Genomic DNA, 15,275 nt, shown 5'->3' on the forward strand with positions numbered 1-15,275 from the left:
CGCGGCCGGCACGGAGAGCTGTCACTTATGCAGATTGCTGCGCATCGACGCGACATCGTTGGTCGTGATCGGACGCGCATCGTTGCCCCACGACGCGCGCAAGTAGGTCAGCACTTGCGCGATCTGGACATCGGTGAGGCGTCCGGCGAAGGGCGGCATCGCTTGACGCGGCGGGCCGTGTATCGTCGCCGGACTGTTGCCGCCTTCGACCAAGAGCCGTATGAGCGAAGTCGTGTCCTCGGTGATGACGGACGGATTGCCGGCAAGCGCCGGAAACGCGTTCGGCACCCCCTTCCCGTCATCGCGATGGCACTGCGCGCAGAAGCCCGCATACACGGCCGCGCCCTGTGCAGGCGGAAAGTCGGGCGCGCGGGTCTTCAGGCGGCCGGGCTGCGCAAGCGCGGGATCGAAGACGCCGTCGGCGGCGCCCGTCGCGGGCAGCGTCTTCAGATAGACGGCAATGGCGCGCACGTCGTCATCGGTCAGATATTGCAGGCTGTCCTCGATCGTTTCGACCATGCTTCCGTACGCCACGATGCCCGCGCCGTGACCGGTCTTCATGAACGCGGCGAGGTCTTCGACCGTGACGCGGTCCAGCCCCGAGCCCGGATCCGCGCGCAGGTTCGGCGCGAACCAGTTGTCGTTGATGCCGCCGGAAAGAAACGTCTTCGATGATTCGTCATAACCGCGCTCTTGATAGGCGATGCCACGCGGCGTGTGACACGAGCCGCAATGCCCGAGCGACTGCACGAGATACGCGCCGCGATTCCACGCCGCATCGCGGTCCGCGTGCGGCTCGAACGGCTGCTTCGGCGCGAACGCCATCCGCCATAGTCGCAAGGCCCAGCGCTGATTGAACGGAAACGGCACCTTCGTTTCAGGTGGCCGATGATCCACGGACGGCACACCGTGCATCATGTAGGCGTAAAGGGCATGCATGTCTTCGTCGGAGATCTTGACGAAGGCGGGATAGGGCATCGCCGGATACAGGCCTTTGCCATCGCGCCGCACGCCTTCGCGCAACGCCTTTGCGAAGTCCTCGAAGCTGTACCCACCGATGCCCGTTTCACGGTCCGGTGTGATGTTGCTACTGACGATGGTCCCGAAGGGCGACGTCATCTCGAGTCCACCCGCATACGGCGCGCCGTTCGATGGCGCCGTATGGCAGCCCGCGCAGTCCGCGGCTTTCGCAAGATACGCGCCGCGAGCAAGCAGTTCGGGCGAGGGCGCTGCGTCGTCCGCCATGACAGTGAGAGGCCACAGGAGCAGGATGAGGAGGAAGCGGGAAACGTTCATCGTCATTGGTGATACAGATAAGCGGCGATGTCGCGCGCGTCGATCTCGCTCACGCCGAGGTCGGGCATCGCACTGCCCGGCACGAGGCGTTGCGGGAAGCGAATCCACGTCTGCAGGTTCTCCGGCGTATTCGGCAACTTGCCCGCTACGTAAGCGCGCTCGCCGATGTTCTGCAGCGTCGGTCCGACCTTGCCGATTGCGCCCGGCACGCCGTCGATTCGGTGACACGCGCCGCAGCCATAGCGCTGAATCGCCTCGAGTCCGCGTTGCGGATTGCCGCCGGTGATCGAATCGGACGACGGCGGCTTGTCATTGCAAGCAGCGAGCGCGACGATCAGCAACAGCGCGACCGGAACCTGGCGCACGCTGTCATCCCTCGCGGGAGATGCGCTCGCCCAAGCGCGGCGGCGGGCGTCGCATCAGCCAGCGCGCGCCGACGAGCAAGCCGCCCATCAGATAGGCGAGCCCGCCCGGGACCCACATCACGAGGCCGCCGAGTTGCTGATCCTGCAACGGATCGAAGCCGAGCGCGCGCGTCGTCTCGATGCACGACGGATACCAGACGCCCGGCGCCAAAGTAAGCAGTGCGCCGAGCGCGCCGGTGTGAACCATCGTCGTGAAGAGGGAAAGCATCGCGTGCGCGTTCGACGCGCCTTGCGTCTCCGATGCGCGGCCGAACACGGTCCACCAGAAGAGCAATGCGCTCGCGAGAAAGCTCGCATGCTGCAGCGTGTGGATGCCGGGGCGCGCGAGCGCCGCTTCGAAGAAGCGCGGCGCATGCCAGATCCAAAGCGCGGCGGCGTGCAGCGTCCACGCGACGAGTGGCAATGTGAGCCAGCGCCACGGCAGTCTTATCCAGCGCGAGCGCGTCGCCGCGCCGATGCGAATTCTTGCATCCGCCGGGAACGCCCACAGCCACACGGCGAGGGGCCGACCGATGACGAGCAGCGGCGCCGCGACGAGCATGAAGAGTTCGTGCTGGAGCATGTGCGCGGAGAACAGCCATTCGCTCAGCGCGTGCAGCGGCGACACGAGCGCGGCCACGAGCGTGAGCCAGCCCCCGATGAACGCAAAGAGCCTTGTCGCGCGCTCGCGGCGGCCTTGCGCACCGCGCTTGCGCAGCCTCACATATCCGACGAGATAAAGCATCACACTCACTGTCAGCACGATGACGACCCACGGCTCGAACGTCCATGCGAGCGGCGACGCCTCCGCCGTGTCGGCGAGGACATGCGCGTGAGCATCGGCACACGCGAGGAGGGCGCAGAGCGGCGCGAGTTTCAACACGCGGACAGAAGCCATTGCGGTATCGATATGGCGATGACGGACAAGATCGACAGCACGCCCACGCCTGCCGCCACCGCGGCGAGGAACGCGGGGCGCGCGGGGCGAGCGGCGGTATCGGGCGTCGGCAGGGCGAGCGCACGCCGCGCGTCGCGCCAGCGCTGCCAGGCGAGCAGCGTCGCGGCCACGCACACGATCGCGCTCGCGCCGCTCACGCCGTGCAGCAACGCCTGCCCTCCGAGCCGGCATGCGGGCGTCACCAGCGCGTAATTCACGCTGAGGCAGCCGAGCACGATCGATGGAGCGCCGAGCAGCGCGAGCCAGGTTTTCATAGCCGCGCCGCCCAGTAGATCACGCCATAGATCGGCAGCCAGCTCAACACGACGAAGTACCAATAGAGTGCGTTCTCGCTGACATCGACGAAGCGCTTGCCTTCGAACGGCCCGGTGAAGAGAAGCACGGTGAGCACGGCCGTATCGACGGTATCGGTGATGAGGTGAGTCGTGTGCAGCCCGAGCAGCAGCCAGACGACCGATCCATACGCGTTCGTGTACCAGCTCACGTTCAGCGACGCGAATTCGAGTCCGCGTATCGCCAGAAACGCCAGCGACGCGATGAGGCAGACCGTCAGCCAGAGCGCGGCCTTGCTGCGATCGCCGCGTTCTGCGGCGTTCTTTGCCAGCTGGTTGGGCCAGAGGCTCGCGATCAGCACCACCGTGTTCAGCGTGCCCCACAGCAAGCGCGGCGCGTCGGCGGCCATCGGCCAGGCCGGCGCGCGCGTGCGCAGATAGAAGTACATCATCACCGCGATGGCGAACACCGTGCCTTCGATCAGCATCAGGCCGGCCGTGCTCCACCACATCAGGCTGCGATGACTGAAGGCGAAGGTGGGCAGGGCTCGTACGTCGAGCACGAGCTGGCCAGTGCCGTTCTCCTCGGGGCGCGATGTGGCCGTGCGTGTTTCGGCGCTCATGGCTGGCGCTCCCGGGCGACGGCGAGCCGGTTCTCCGCGCGATTCGGCCAGAACCACCCGATCATCGCGACCGCAACGGGGAGCGATGCCCATACGATCGCCCACGGCGTATAGATCGAACCGATGAAAAGTACGGTCGTCGCCACGGCGCTCACGAACGGCCACACGGATGGCTTCGGAAACAGCGGACGGTAATCGGGCTGCGCATCGGGAACGCTCGTGACCAGCACCTCGCGTGCATCGGCGGCGAGCCCCGCGACGAAGACGGGCTGCGCGGAAGGCTCCCACAGCGGATCGCGGCCGTGCACGACCGGTATTGCATCGAAGTTATGCGGCGGCGGCGGTGACGGCACGCTCCATTCGAGCGTGCCCGCGCCCCATGGATCCGCAGGAGCGCGTTCGTCGCTGCGCACACTCTTCACGACATTGACGATGAAGAGCAGCACGGAGAGCGCGATCATGTACGCACCGATCGTCGCGGTGAGATTCATGCCGTCCCAGCCGAGCCCGTGCGGATAGGTCCATACGCGTCGCGGCATGCCTTCGAGCCCGAGCAGATGCATCGGAAAGAAGGTCACGTTGAAGCCGATGAAGAAGAGCCAGAACTGCCACTTGCCGAGACGCTCGTCGAGCATGCGTCCCGCGAACTTGGGGAACCAGTAGAACAACGCGCCGAAGAGCGGAAATACGCCCCCGCCGAACAGCACGTAATGCAGATGCGCGACGACGAAGTAAGTATCGTGAACCTGCAAATCGAGCGGCACGGACGCGACCATGATGCCGGTCATGCCGCCCATCACGAGGATGAAGAAGAACGCGAGCACGAAGAGCAGCGGCACGCGCAGATTCAGCTTGCCGGTCCAGAGCGTGCCGATCCAGCAGAAGATCTGGATCGCCGACGGAATCGCGATCATCAGACTGGCGGCGGTGAAGAAGCTCTTGCCGAGCTCGGGGATGTTCGTCGCGAACATGTGATGCACCCACAGCCCGAACGCGAGGAACGCGGTGGCGATCAGCGACAGCACCATCGCCGGATAGCCGAACACCGGACGGCGCGCGAAGGTCGGGATGATCGACGAAATGAAGCCGAGCGGCGGGATGAAGACCAGATACACCTCCGGATGACCGAAGAACCAGAAGAGGTGTTGCCATAGCAAGACATCGCCGCCTTTTGCCGGGTTATAGAAATGCGTGCCGACGAGCCGGTCAAGAATCAGCGCGGTGCTGCACAGCATCACAGCGGGCATCGCGAAGATCACCATGAACTGTGTGACGAGCGTAGCCCAGACGAACAGCGGCATGCGGTTGAGCGACATGCCGGGAGCGCGCATCTTGAAGATCGTCGTGATGAGCACGACCGCTTCGAGCAAGCCGGACAGTTCGGTGAAGGTGATCATCTGCGCCCAGATATCGGCGCCCTTGTTGGGCGAGTAGTCGGGCCCGGCGAGCGGCACGTAGCTGAACCAGCCGGCGTTGGGCGCGGTGTTCACGGCGAGCGCGCCGAACAACAGCAATCCACCGAACAGGAACACCCAATATGCATAGGCGTTCATGCGCGGAAACGCGATGCTCCGGGCGCCGATCATGAGCGGCACGAGATAGGCGGCGACCGCCTGCATCACCGGCACGGCGAAGAGGAACATCATCGTGGTGCCGTGCATCGTGAAGAGCTCGTTGTAGAGGTTCGGTCCGATCAGGCGCTGATCCGGACGCGCGAGCTGCGTGCGCATAATGAGCGCGAGCAATCCGGCGAGCAGAAAGAACACGAACGTCGCGACGATGAAACGCCGTGCGATCGTCTTGTGATTGATAGCGCTCAACATGCCTATGAAGCCGGGCGAATCGCTCCAGGTTCTCGCGAGCGCGTCGCGCGCTTCGGGCGCTGCGCGCGGACCGTCCGTCAGTCGCGTATCGCTCATTTCAAGGTCTCCATCCACGTGAGCAGCGCCTGCAGGTCGTCGGGCGGCAGGCGTGTGGGTGGCATCACCGTGCCCGGCTTGAGCGTGCGAGGATCGACGATCCAGCCAGCGAGATTGCCGCGATTGTTCGCGAGCGTGCCGGCGGCGAGGAATTGGCGGCTCGCGACGTGCGTCAGGTCCGGACCGATGGTTCCCTGCGCGGGCGTGCCCCGAACGCTATGGCAGCGCGCGCAATCCTGGGTCAAGAACACGTCGCGGCCGCGTGCGGCGAGACTGTCCGACGCTTCCGCCGCCGGCGCGCGCTGCCGTGCGGCCCATGCTTCGTATTGCGCGGGCGGCTCGGCGGTGACGGAGAAGGCCATCAGCGCGTGTTCGTAGCCGCAGAATTCTGCGCACTGACCGCGATAGACGCCCGGCTGGTCCGCGCGAAACTCGATGGTCGCGTCGCGTCCCGGGATCATGTCCTTCTTGCCGTGCAGGTTCGGCACCCAGAACGTGTGGATGACATCGGCAGCTTTTAGCGCGACGACGACCGGGCGACCCACGGGAACATGAAGTTCGTTGGCGAGCGTGAAGCCGGGCGCACCGCCGTCGGACAGATAGCGCGCCTGCCACCACCACTGATAGCCCGTCATTTCGATGCGCAGCGCATGGTCGACCGGCATACGGGACAACGCACGGTCGGTGAGGACGTCAGCGAGTACGAGCCCAAACAGAAGGAGGACTGAAAGCCCGGTCGCCGCAGTCACCCAAAAGCGCATGCGCGGTTGCGGCCGATTCACCGTGGATGCGTCCGCTGGCGTCGCGCGGTTGGCGCGCGGGGCGCGCACCATCGCGATCAGACAGGCCAGCAGGATCGCCGCGAAGACGATGCAGCAGACTGCCAGTGTCAGATGCCAGAGATCGAGGATGCGGCTGGCCTGGATGCCGGCGGGGATCAGGGCGCTTTGCATGGTACGTCGGCCATTGTCCTAAGGGGGTGCGCGGCGTCGGAAATGGACAGAAACCCGACAGCCACACTCGACCAAGCAATCGTTGTTCCACCGGAAATTCGCGAATATCATGCACAAGTGGGTCGCTTTGCCGAAGGCCCTCGAAAGGGAACGCCATTTGCTCGCGCGTGATGCAAACACATCGAACACGTGGGAGGCAAAGAACATGGCCCAATCAGACAACGGCGTTCGCAAGAGCGCCGCATACCCGTATTCGTCGGGTGGATGGGGATCGCTGAAAGCGGTTGCGGGCGCGCTCGTCCAGGAAAAGGTGCCGCTGAAGGACAGCACGGTCCTGCTCAAGCAGAATAAGCCCGATGGCTTCGCCTGCGTGAGCTGCTCTTGGGCCAAGCCGGCGGACCCGCATACCTTCGAGTTCTGCGAGAGCGGCGCGAAGGCGACCGCGTGGGACCTGACCGCGAAGCGCATGACGCCGCAGTTCTTCGAGCTGCACACGGTGACGGAGCTATGCGCATGGCACGACCACGATCTCGAAGACGCGGGGCGTCTCACCGCGCCGCTGCGCTACGACGCCGCCACCGACAAGTACGTGAGCGTCACCTGGGACGAAGCATTCGAGGACATCGGTCGCGAGTTGCGGGCGCTCGATCCGAAGCGCGTGTCGTTCTATGCATCGGGAAGGGCATCGCTCGAAACGTCGTATATGTACCAACTTTTCGCGCGCATGTACGGCACCAACAATCTGCCCGACAGCTCGAACATGTGTCACGAAAGCACGAGCGTCGGGTTGAAGGCCGCGATCGGCGTGGGCGTCGGCACGATCAGGCTCGAGGACTTCGAGAAGACCGATCTCATGTTCTTCTTCGGGCAGAACGTCGGGACCAATAGTCCGCGCATGCTGCATCAGCTCCAAGACGCAAGAAAGCGCGGTGTGCCGATCATTACATTCAACCCTTTGCGCGAGCCGGGGCTCATCAAGTTCGCCAATCCACAATCGCCGCTCGAGATGATGACACCGGCGCATACGGTGATCAGCACGCAATATCATCAGGTGAAGACCGGCGGCGACACGGCCGCGATGCTCGGCATGTGCAAGGCCGTCGTTCACGCCGACGACCGCGCGAAGGAATTCGTCGAGCCCCGCGTGCTCGATGTCGAGTTCATCGAAACGCATACGGTGGGCTTCGAAGCATTCGCGGATTATGTGCGCGCCGCGTCGTGGGACGATATCGAACGTGTGGCGGGTTTGCCGCGTGCCGATCTCGAAGCCGCCGCCGCCGAGTACATGCGCGCGAACGCGGTGATGGCGCATTACGGCATGGGCATCACGCAACACAGGCAGGGCGTGCAGAACGTGCGCATGCTATGCAATCTGCTCTTTCTGCGCGGCAACATCGGCAAGCCGGGCGCGGGGCCCTCGCCCGTTCGCGGGCATTCGAACGTGCAAGGACAGCGCACGGTCGGCATCACCGAGAAGCCGGAGCTCGCGCCGCTCGACAAGCTCGCGAGCCAGTTCAACTTCGAGCCGCCACGCGAGAAAGGCATGAATATCGTCGAGACCTTCGAAGCAATGCTCGATGGCAAGGTGAGCGCGGTCGTCAATCTCGGCGGCAATCTCGTGCGATCGGTGCCGGACCGTCTGCGCATTGAACCAGCGTGGCGCAATCTGAAGCTTACGGTCAATGTCGCGACGAAGCTCAATCGCAGTCACCTCGTGCACGGCGAGAAGTCCTACATTCTGCCATGCCTGAGCCGCATTGAGATCGATACGCAGGCAAGCGGCGCCCAGGCGGTGTCGATGGAAGACAGCACGGGCTGCATTCACGGCTCGCGCGGCGTGGCCGAGCCCGCATCGGCCGATGCGCGCTCGGAGCCCCATATCGTCGCCGAGTTGGCAAAACATACGCTCCGCGAGCGTTCGACCGTCGACTGGGAACGCTGGCGCGACGACTATGCGCTCGTACGCGATGAGATCGCGAAAACGTATCCGGAGACCTTTCATGACTTCAATGCGCGCATGTGGACCCCTGGCGGCTTCCCGCGCGATCTGCCCGCGCGCGAGCGCAAGTGGAAGACGAAGAGCGGCAAGGCGGAGTTCTTCGTGCCCGAGACCATCGGTGAAGATCCGGACATGCCCGAGCGCGAGCCGCAATCGCTGCGGCTCATGACGCTGCGCAGCGACAGCCAGTTCAACACGACGATCTACAGCCACGACGATCGCTTTCGCGGCATCAGCGGCGGCCGCATGGTGATCCTGATGTGCGAGGCGGACATGACGCGCCACGGTCTTAAAAAAAATGATCGCGTGACTTTGCGAACGATCGCCGACGACGGCTTCGAGCGGCGCGTCGTGGGCCTGCGCATCGAGCCGTACGACATACCGCAGGGATGCATTGCCGGCTATTACCCCGAGTGCAATCCGTTGATGCCGCTATGGCACTACGCGAAGGAAAGCAAGGTGCCCGGCGCGAAGTCCATCCCGGTTCATATCGTCGAGGTGAACGGCACGCCGCGCGAGCCTTGAGCGCCGTTACGCGCGATATCCGCGGCGCGCGGAAGCAGGCCTCAGACAGTGCGTGAGCGCGAGCACGCCGATGGAAATCAACGTGAACGACGCGAGCGGAAACGTGCCCACGGTATTCGCCGCGATCGCGCCGGGCCGGCGTTGCGCGACGAGCTGCATACGCCGCTTCGTCATGCGCATGCCGAGCTCGGATAGACGAGAGGCGAGCGCGCGCTCGGCGGTGGGCAGCAACACCGTTTCCTCATCCGCGACGTGATGCATCACTTCACGCATGAGCTGCATGAAGCGCGCATCGTAGGCAGCGTCGTGGGGGCCCATCGCGCGCAGCTTGGCGATATCTTCGCGCATCTTGTCGTGCTCGGGCTTACTCTTCGTGAGGCGTTCGTCTCCGGCCATCGCCTCGCCAAGCGCGGGATAGAAGATCTCTTCTTCGAGTTGCGCATGTATTTCCAGCGCCGTGCAGGCGAGCTCGACGATGGCGCGCTTTCTCCACCACGACATTTCGGCGTGGTAGCGATGAAAAACCGCCATCACATGGGTGTGATCCATGCGGATGATCGTCGTGATGGAAGGGGAGCAGGATCATGTCCACGGTGACTCCTCAGCCGCATGGCGGGGCTGCTGTGATGATGGGGACTTTCGAGTTAGCGATCGGTTTTCCCTGAACATGGTGGGCTGCGCCGCCGTCAGGGCTTAAGGACTACCTTGATGCAGCCATCTTCCTTGTCGCGGAACGTTTTGTACATCGAGGGACCGTCCTCCAGACGCATGCGGTGCGTGATGACAAACGAAGGATCGATCTGTCCTTCCTGAATACGGCGCAGCAAATCGTCGGTCCAGCGGTTGACGTGCGTCTGTCCCATGCGCCAGGTGAGGCCCTTGTTCATCGCGGCGCCGAACGGTATCTTGTCGATCAGTCCGCCATACACGCCCGGCACCGACAGCGTGCCAGCCGGACGACAGACGTAAATCATTTCGCGAAGCACGTGCGGCCGGTCGGTCTCCAACATGACCGCCTGCTTGGCGCGATCGTATAGGGCGTCGAACGAGCGCGTCGCGTGCGATTCCATGCCCACAGCGTCAATGCATTTCTCCGGACCTTTGCCCTGCGTCAGGTCTCGCAGGCGATCGAGCACACTTTCTTCCTTGAAGTCGATCGAGATTGCGCCGGCCGCGCGCGCCATGGTCAGACGCTCGGGCACGTGATCGATCACGATGACTTGTTTCGCGCCGAGCAGCAGCGCACTGCGTACCGCCATTTGTCCGACGGGACCGGCGCCCCAGATCGCAACGGTATCGGTCGGCTCGATTTCGCATTGCACCGCCGCCTGCCACCCCGTCGGGAAGATGTCGCCGAGAAACAGCACCTGCTCGTCGGTCAGCCCGTCCGGGATTTTCACATGCGTCTTGTCCGCGAAAGGCACGCGCACGTATTCGGCCTGCCCGCCGGGGTAGCCGCCGGTCAAATGCGTGTAGCCAAACAAGCCCGCCGTAGCGTGGCCAAACAGCTTATCGGCAGCGTCCTTGTTTCGATTGGAGCGCTCGCAGACCGAGAAATTGCCCCGTTTGCATTGGTCGCACTCGCCGCAGATGATCGTGAACGGCACGACCACACGGTCGCCGATCTTGAGCGCGGAATTGTCTCGGCCTACCTCGACCACCTCGCCCATAAATTCGTGACCCATGACGTCGCCCGATTTCATGCCGGGCATGAAGCCATCGAACAGATGAAGATCGGAGCCGCAGATAGCGCAGGTCGAAACCTTAATGATCGCGTCGCGGCCATGCTCGATGCCAGGGTCGGGAACCGTGTCGTATCGAATGTCCTTCTTGCCGTGCCAGATGAGTGCTTTCATGGACGCCTCGTGTGGTTTTCCTGCGATATGCGGTGCGCTGTGTAGCGATCCTAGGCTTCGTTGTCGGACTTGCCCGGCCTGCCGCTTGTGCTCAAGGGCTCGAGGTCCGGATCGACATGATCGTGTTCGGGGACGTACGGGCCTTCCTCCGGATGATCCTTGCCCTTCGGCACAAGGCTCGAGTCCATGTTCCCGTGCTCGCGCTGCTCGATCGTGCCGTCGTGCTTTTCCTTGACATCGCCTTCGCCAAGCACCTTTCGGCGTTCGTCCGCACGCTCGACGGGATCAGATGGTTCGTTTTGCATCGCTGGTTCCTTCAAAACGGTTGAGGTTGATTGCCGACGATTCGAGCAATCGTTATGCCTCGCGCGTCGTGCATCCGCGCTTTGTCGGAGACATGGACACCTTCCGATCGGGGACTGGGTGCTTACGCCATGGCCTGAGGAGACTGAGCGTTGCGCACTTGCAGGGCTTCGATTACCCGGCGAAAATGCTGCGCGGTGCGCATCAGGCCTTCGTCGAGCGGCGTGGAGGGCGACCAGCCGAGCGCATCGCGCGCGAGCGAGATATCCGGCTGACGATGCCACGGATCGTCCATCGGCAAGGGCTTGAACACGATCTCCGACGACGAACCCGTCAGTTCGATGATCTGCCGCGCGATATCGAGCATCGAAAGCTCGTGCGGATTGCCGAGATTCATCGGGCCGGTCAGTTCGTCGGGCGTATTCATGAGACGGATGAACGCATCGACCATATCGTCGACATAGCAGAACGAGCGCGTTTGCGTGCCTTCGCCGTACACGGTGATCGGCTGGCTGGAAAGCGCCTGCATCATGAAGTTAGATATCACGCGCCCATCCGACGGATGCATGCGCGGCCCATACGTGTTGAAGATGCGCGCGATCTTGATTGAAAGCCCATGCTGCCGCCGATAATCCATGAAGAGCGTTTCGGCGCAACGCTTGCCTTCGTCGTAGCACGAGCGCGGACCGATCGGATTCACGTTGCCCCAGTATGCTTCTTGCTGCGGATGCACGTTGGCGTCACCATAGACTTCGCTCGTCGATGCCTGAAAGATGCGCGCGTGAACGCGCTTCGCGAGGCCGAGCATGTTGATCGCACCGTGCACGCTCGTCTTCGTCGTCTGCACGGGATCGTGCTGATAGTGAATCGGCGAAGCAGGGCACGCGAGGTTATAGATTTCGTCCACTTCCACATAGGGCGGGAAGGTCACGTCGTGCCGCATCAGTTCGAAGTTCGGGCTGTCCAGAAGATGCGCGATGTTGTCCTTCGTGCCGGTATAGAAGTTATCGACGCATAACACGTCATGACCCTGTGCCAGCAGCCGCTCGCACAGATGCGAGCCGAGAAAGCCTGCGCCACCCGTCACCAGAATCCGCTTTCTATACGCTTCTCTCATGTCGTCCCGTCCTGTCGGAATTATTCGCTAGCTGCACACGTAACGCAGCGCCTCGTCCCAGTCGTGAGCGAAGCGGGCGATGTGAAAGCGTTCGAGCGCGGTCCGCCGCGCGCCTTCGCCGAGCCGCCGCGCTTCGGCGGGATCGCGCAGAAGATGCTGCATCGCGTCGATGAGCGCCTGCACATTCGTATCGATGTAGCCGCTCTCGCCGTTGCGGATCACGGTGGAAAGCTCGGTGGTCGCAAGCCCGACGACCGGCATGCCGATGGTCATCGCCTCGACGATCGCGAGGCCGAGGCTCGTCCAGCGAATCGGATTGAAGAAGAAGCGATAACGCGCGACAAATGCCGCCAGGTCCGGATTGCCGATTTCGCCGATGCCGCCCGCCGACTGCGCATCCATGCCGACGAGATCGAGCGGCACGCGCGCGGCCGCTTGCGTGTAGACATCGTTGCCGAGCCTTCTGCCGCGCTGGCGCAGATGATTGATCACTGCGATGCCGCGTTCAATCTCGCCGCTGTAGCGCACGTCCTTCGGCACGACGACACCATGCTCGATGACGCGCGTGGGCGTCTCGCCGCTGTCCCACATCACCCGGTTGAAGTGCGTGACGTGCACGAGCAGCGTGTGGCGTTCCTGCACCCAATGCTTATGCCCGAAGGGATTCTCCTGCGGCGGATCATGCTCGATATAGACGCGCGGCAGGCGGCGTTGCGCATCGGTCAGAAGATTGAGGCGGTCGTCGTCCCATTGATGCTTGTGCTGAAACAGGACGACATCGAAGCTCTGCGACGGCACTTCGCTCGCGGGCACTTCATGCACGTTCGAGCCGAACGGCAAAGCGCCGGCCGTGCCCGCATAGCCCGGCGGATAACCGGGACGCGTGACGAGAAAGAAATCGTGCGGCGCCCGGCTCAGGTAATACAGGTAATTGCCGTGGATATGCCACGTGAGCACACGCAAGCGCCGGGAAATAGTCGTGGGCATGAACAGGCGTCTCCTCTCGAACGGTTTCCTGAAGCTGTGCGAAGGCCGCATCGAGCACGGATTGCACGCTGATATTGAGCGCGCATTCGTGGCCGTAAGGGCATTCGCGGAACGCGCACGGGCGGCACGCGGGCCAGTCCGCGAGCACGCGATGCCGTGCGTGATCGAGCGGCGCCCAACGGCGCGTATCGCTGCCCGATGCGATCACGACACTCCGCGTGCGCATTGCGGCGGCGACGTGCGAAAGGCCCGTGTCGTTGCACACGACGAGCCTCGCTTTCGCAACGAGCGCGGCGAGCGCGCCGAGCGATGTGCGTCCGGCGAGATTGATGGCATGCGCGCCCGCATCGCCTGCAACGCGCGCGGTGAGCGGCGCTTCGCTCGCGCTACCGGTGACGGCGATCTGCCAGCCCGCTTGCGACAGCGCGCGCGCCACTTCGCCGAAGCGCTCGACGGGCCATCGGCGTGAGGGCAACTGCGCGCCGGGATGCACGAGCACGAGCTTGTCGCAATCGAGCGCGCAGGCGTGGATGAGCGCATTGCATTCGTGCCTGTCGTCTTGTGTCAGCGGAATCTCGAGATCGAGGTCATGCACGTCGATGCCACGACGCTGCATCAGCGCGGCGTATCGCGCGGGCTCGGGCAAATCGTCGGGCCACGGCATGAAGACGCCTTCGCGCATGCGCTCGCCGTGCTTGAGAAAGCCCGCGTTCAGACGCGCGCCCATGCCTTCGACGATATCGTTCGCCACGCCGCCGCTGCCATGCAACTGAATCGCGAGATCGAGGCGGCGCTCGCGCAACGCATGAAGAAACGCGGGCAGATGCGCGTTCGTTTCTTCCTGCTCGGGAAAGCCGATAGCGCCCGGAAAAACGATCAGTTCATCGACGAGATGCGCGTATCGCTCGACGAAACGCTGCGCCCACGGCAAGCCGATCAGCGCGATATGCGCGCGCGGATTCGCACGCCGCAGCGCGCGCAACGCGGGCACGGCGCAGAGCATGTCGCCGAGTTGCAGCGCGCGAAAGATCACGATGCGTTCGATCATAGGAAGAGCACCCTGAACTTGAACGCGCCGTGTATGCGCCAGTAGATCGACAGCGTCGGAATGATCGCCGATGTCCACAGCATTTCCGCGATATGCGCGGGCGCGCGCGATGTCGTCTTCAGGCGTTGCATGCTGAACCACAGCGTCATCGCGGCCCATGCGAGTGCTGCGATTGCGGCAACGCGCGGCGCGCCCGCGAACATCGACACGATCGCCGCGACGAGCGCCGCGAGCATCGCATAGTAAAGAAGCGGCGGATTGCGCCGGATGCGCTCGCGAAAGAGCGCGCGATGCTTCTTGTAGAGCAGCGCATCGAACTGGCTCTTCTTCTGCTGCGCGATGCTCATGCCCCAGCGCGCGGGGCGCACGGGATGCAGCACCATCGCGTCTTCGGCGCGGGCGATCGACAGTCCCGCGCGCATCAACGCGAATTGCAGATCGGAGTCTTCGCGCCATGCGGATGTGAAGCGCGCATCGAAGCCGCCCGTGCGTTCGAGCGCGGCGCGTGTCGCGAACGCATTCGCGGTCGCGAACTCGGCGTGCGCGAGTCCGGCGGCATCGACTTCGTAATCGGTCGGACGCTTCGGCAACGGCACCACGATGCGCCCCGATACCGCGTCCGCGCCTTCATCGAGCGCGCGCATGCCGTTCGCAGCCATTGCGGATCGGGGATGGTGTCGTCGTCGGTGAAGGCGATGCGTCTTGCCAGCGATGCGCGCCAGCCCGCATTGCGCGCGCCCGCCGGGCCTTGTGTGCCCGTCACCGGCACGTAGCGGATGTTCGGCCCATGCTGCGCGTGCGATGCGGCGAGACGTTGCACGCATGCGCTGGTGGCATCGTCGGGGCCGTCGTCCCATACGATGACTTCATAGCGCGCCGGATCGTAGGCTTGCGCGGCGAGCGCACGCACGCAACGTTCGAGCATCGCGGGGCGGCGGTACGTCGGCACGATCACGGACACGTCGGGAATGAAATCGCCGCGTGCGAGAGCGGGCGCATCCGTCGCGCGCATCTC

General features: G+C 63.9%; 14 protein-coding genes and 1 pseudogene. 1 reads left to right on the top strand and 14 read right to left on the bottom strand.

The annotated features are described in order from the left end of the window. Window positions 1–21: 21 nt before the first annotated feature. Genes QCE63_RS34115 through coxB form a run of 7 tightly spaced genes read right to left on the bottom strand, consistent with a single transcriptional unit; the run spans window position 22 to window position 6,425 of the window. A complete protein-coding gene (locus QCE63_RS34115; RefSeq protein WP_309839520.1) occupies window positions 22–1,296 on the bottom strand; it encodes a cytochrome c in 1,275 nt (424 codons plus the stop codon). 2 nt (window positions 1,297–1,298) lie between these two features. Further along, window positions 1,299–1,661, bottom strand: coding sequence for a c-type cytochrome (locus QCE63_RS34120; protein WP_309839522.1), 363 nt, complete (start codon window positions 1,659–1,661; stop codon window positions 1,299–1,301). Between the two features lie 4 nt (window positions 1,662–1,665). Continuing rightward, window positions 1,666–2,598 (bottom strand): cytochrome c oxidase assembly protein, encoded by a 933-nt coding sequence (locus QCE63_RS34125; protein WP_309839524.1) that lies wholly within the window; start codon window positions 2,596–2,598, stop codon window positions 1,666–1,668. Beyond that, window positions 2,577–2,912 (bottom strand): hypothetical protein, encoded by a 336-nt coding sequence (locus QCE63_RS34130; RefSeq protein WP_309839526.1) that lies wholly within the window; start codon window positions 2,910–2,912, stop codon window positions 2,577–2,579. Before QCE63_RS34130 ends, QCE63_RS34125 begins: the two co-directional genes overlap by 22 nt. Then, on the bottom strand, window positions 2,909–3,553 hold the full coding sequence (locus QCE63_RS34135) for a cytochrome c oxidase subunit 3 (RefSeq protein WP_309839527.1): 645 nt from the start codon (window positions 3,551–3,553) through the stop codon (window positions 2,909–2,911). Before QCE63_RS34135 ends, QCE63_RS34130 begins: the two co-directional genes overlap by 4 nt. Continuing rightward, window positions 3,550–5,472: a cytochrome c oxidase subunit I gene (ctaD, locus tag QCE63_RS34140; RefSeq protein WP_309839528.1), complete on the bottom strand. Its 1,923-nt coding sequence runs from the start codon at window positions 5,470–5,472 to the stop codon at window positions 3,550–3,552. Before ctaD ends, QCE63_RS34135 begins: the two co-directional genes overlap by 4 nt. Beyond that, a complete protein-coding gene (coxB, locus tag QCE63_RS34145) occupies window positions 5,469–6,425 on the bottom strand; it encodes a cytochrome c oxidase subunit II (RefSeq protein ID WP_309839529.1) in 957 nt (318 codons plus the stop codon). The genes ctaD and coxB overlap by 4 nt, the downstream gene beginning before the upstream one ends. 205 nt (window positions 6,426–6,630) lie before the next feature. Between coxB and QCE63_RS34150 the strand changes: the two genes are divergently transcribed. Beyond that, complete coding sequence (locus QCE63_RS34150; protein WP_309839530.1) at window positions 6,631–8,949, top strand: FdhF/YdeP family oxidoreductase; 2,319 nt, start codon at window positions 6,631–6,633, stop codon at window positions 8,947–8,949. A gap of 6 nt (window positions 8,950–8,955) precedes the next feature. On the opposite strand, the gene QCE63_RS34155 is transcribed toward QCE63_RS34150, so the two are convergent. The 7 genes and pseudogenes from QCE63_RS34155 to QCE63_RS34185 all read right to left on the bottom strand — a co-directional run bounded on the left by QCE63_RS34155 (window position 8,956) and on the right by QCE63_RS34185 (window position 15,272). Beyond that, on the bottom strand, window positions 8,956–9,516 hold the full coding sequence (locus tag QCE63_RS34155; RefSeq protein ID WP_309839753.1) for a hemerythrin domain-containing protein: 561 nt from the start codon (window positions 9,514–9,516) through the stop codon (window positions 8,956–8,958). A gap of 119 nt (window positions 9,517–9,635) precedes the next feature. After that, complete coding sequence (locus tag QCE63_RS34160; protein WP_309839532.1) at window positions 9,636–10,805, bottom strand: zinc-dependent alcohol dehydrogenase; 1,170 nt, start codon at window positions 10,803–10,805, stop codon at window positions 9,636–9,638. 50 nt (window positions 10,806–10,855) lie between these two features. Beyond that, window positions 10,856–11,110, bottom strand: a complete 255-nt coding sequence (locus QCE63_RS34165; RefSeq protein WP_309839533.1) for a hypothetical protein — start codon at window positions 11,108–11,110, stop codon at window positions 10,856–10,858. A gap of 122 nt (window positions 11,111–11,232) precedes the next feature. Beyond that, entirely contained in the window at window positions 11,233–12,225 is a 993-nt protein-coding gene (locus QCE63_RS34170) for an SDR family oxidoreductase (protein WP_309839534.1), read from the bottom strand. A 27-nt stretch (window positions 12,226–12,252) separates the two neighbouring features. Beyond that, window positions 12,253–13,152 (bottom strand): glycosyltransferase family 4 protein, encoded by a 900-nt coding sequence (locus tag QCE63_RS34175; RefSeq protein ID WP_309839754.1) that lies wholly within the window; start codon window positions 13,150–13,152, stop codon window positions 12,253–12,255. Further along, window positions 13,040–14,260: a glycosyltransferase family 9 protein gene (locus tag QCE63_RS34180; RefSeq protein ID WP_309839535.1), complete on the bottom strand. Its 1,221-nt coding sequence runs from the start codon at window positions 14,258–14,260 to the stop codon at window positions 13,040–13,042. The genes QCE63_RS34175 and QCE63_RS34180 overlap by 113 nt, the downstream gene beginning before the upstream one ends. Then, window positions 14,257–15,272 (bottom strand): annotated as a pseudogene (locus QCE63_RS34185) (glycosyltransferase). Before QCE63_RS34185 ends, QCE63_RS34180 begins: the two are co-directional and overlap by 4 nt. Between the last annotated feature and the right edge of the window lie 3 nt (window positions 15,273–15,275).

Origin of the sequence: Caballeronia sp. LZ065, from assembly GCF_031450975.1 — a bacterium.
In the GTDB taxonomy this organism is placed as follows: domain Bacteria; phylum Pseudomonadota; class Gammaproteobacteria; order Burkholderiales; family Burkholderiaceae; genus Caballeronia.

Coding starts and splice junctions, on each gene's coding strand:
- coxB (WP_309839529.1), bottom strand. CDS start 6,425: ATGCAAAGCGCCCTGATCCCCGCCGGCATCCAGGCCAGCCGCATCCTC.
- QCE63_RS34125 (WP_309839524.1), bottom strand. CDS start 2,598: ATGGCTTCTGTCCGCGTGTTGAAACTCGCGCCGCTCTGCGCCCTCCTC.
- QCE63_RS34180 (WP_309839535.1), bottom strand. CDS start 14,260: ATGATCGAACGCATCGTGATCTTTCGCGCGCTGCAACTCGGCGACATG.
- QCE63_RS34130 (WP_309839526.1), bottom strand. CDS start 2,912: ATGAAAACCTGGCTCGCGCTGCTCGGCGCTCCATCGATCGTGCTCGGC.
- QCE63_RS34165 (WP_309839533.1), bottom strand. CDS start 11,110: ATGCAAAACGAACCATCTGATCCCGTCGAGCGTGCGGACGAACGCCGA.
- QCE63_RS34160 (WP_309839532.1), bottom strand. CDS start 10,805: ATGAAAGCACTCATCTGGCACGGCAAGAAGGACATTCGATACGACACG.
- QCE63_RS34170 (WP_309839534.1), bottom strand. CDS start 12,225: ATGAGAGAAGCGTATAGAAAGCGGATTCTGGTGACGGGTGGCGCAGGC.
- ctaD (WP_309839528.1), bottom strand. CDS start 5,472: ATGAGCGATACGCGACTGACGGACGGTCCGCGCGCAGCGCCCGAAGCG.
- QCE63_RS34115 (WP_309839520.1), bottom strand. CDS start 1,296: ATGAACGTTTCCCGCTTCCTCCTCATCCTGCTCCTGTGGCCTCTCACT.
- QCE63_RS34150 (WP_309839530.1), top strand. CDS start 6,631: ATGGCCCAATCAGACAACGGCGTTCGCAAGAGCGCCGCATACCCGTAT.
- QCE63_RS34135 (WP_309839527.1), bottom strand. CDS start 3,553: ATGAGCGCCGAAACACGCACGGCCACATCGCGCCCCGAGGAGAACGGC.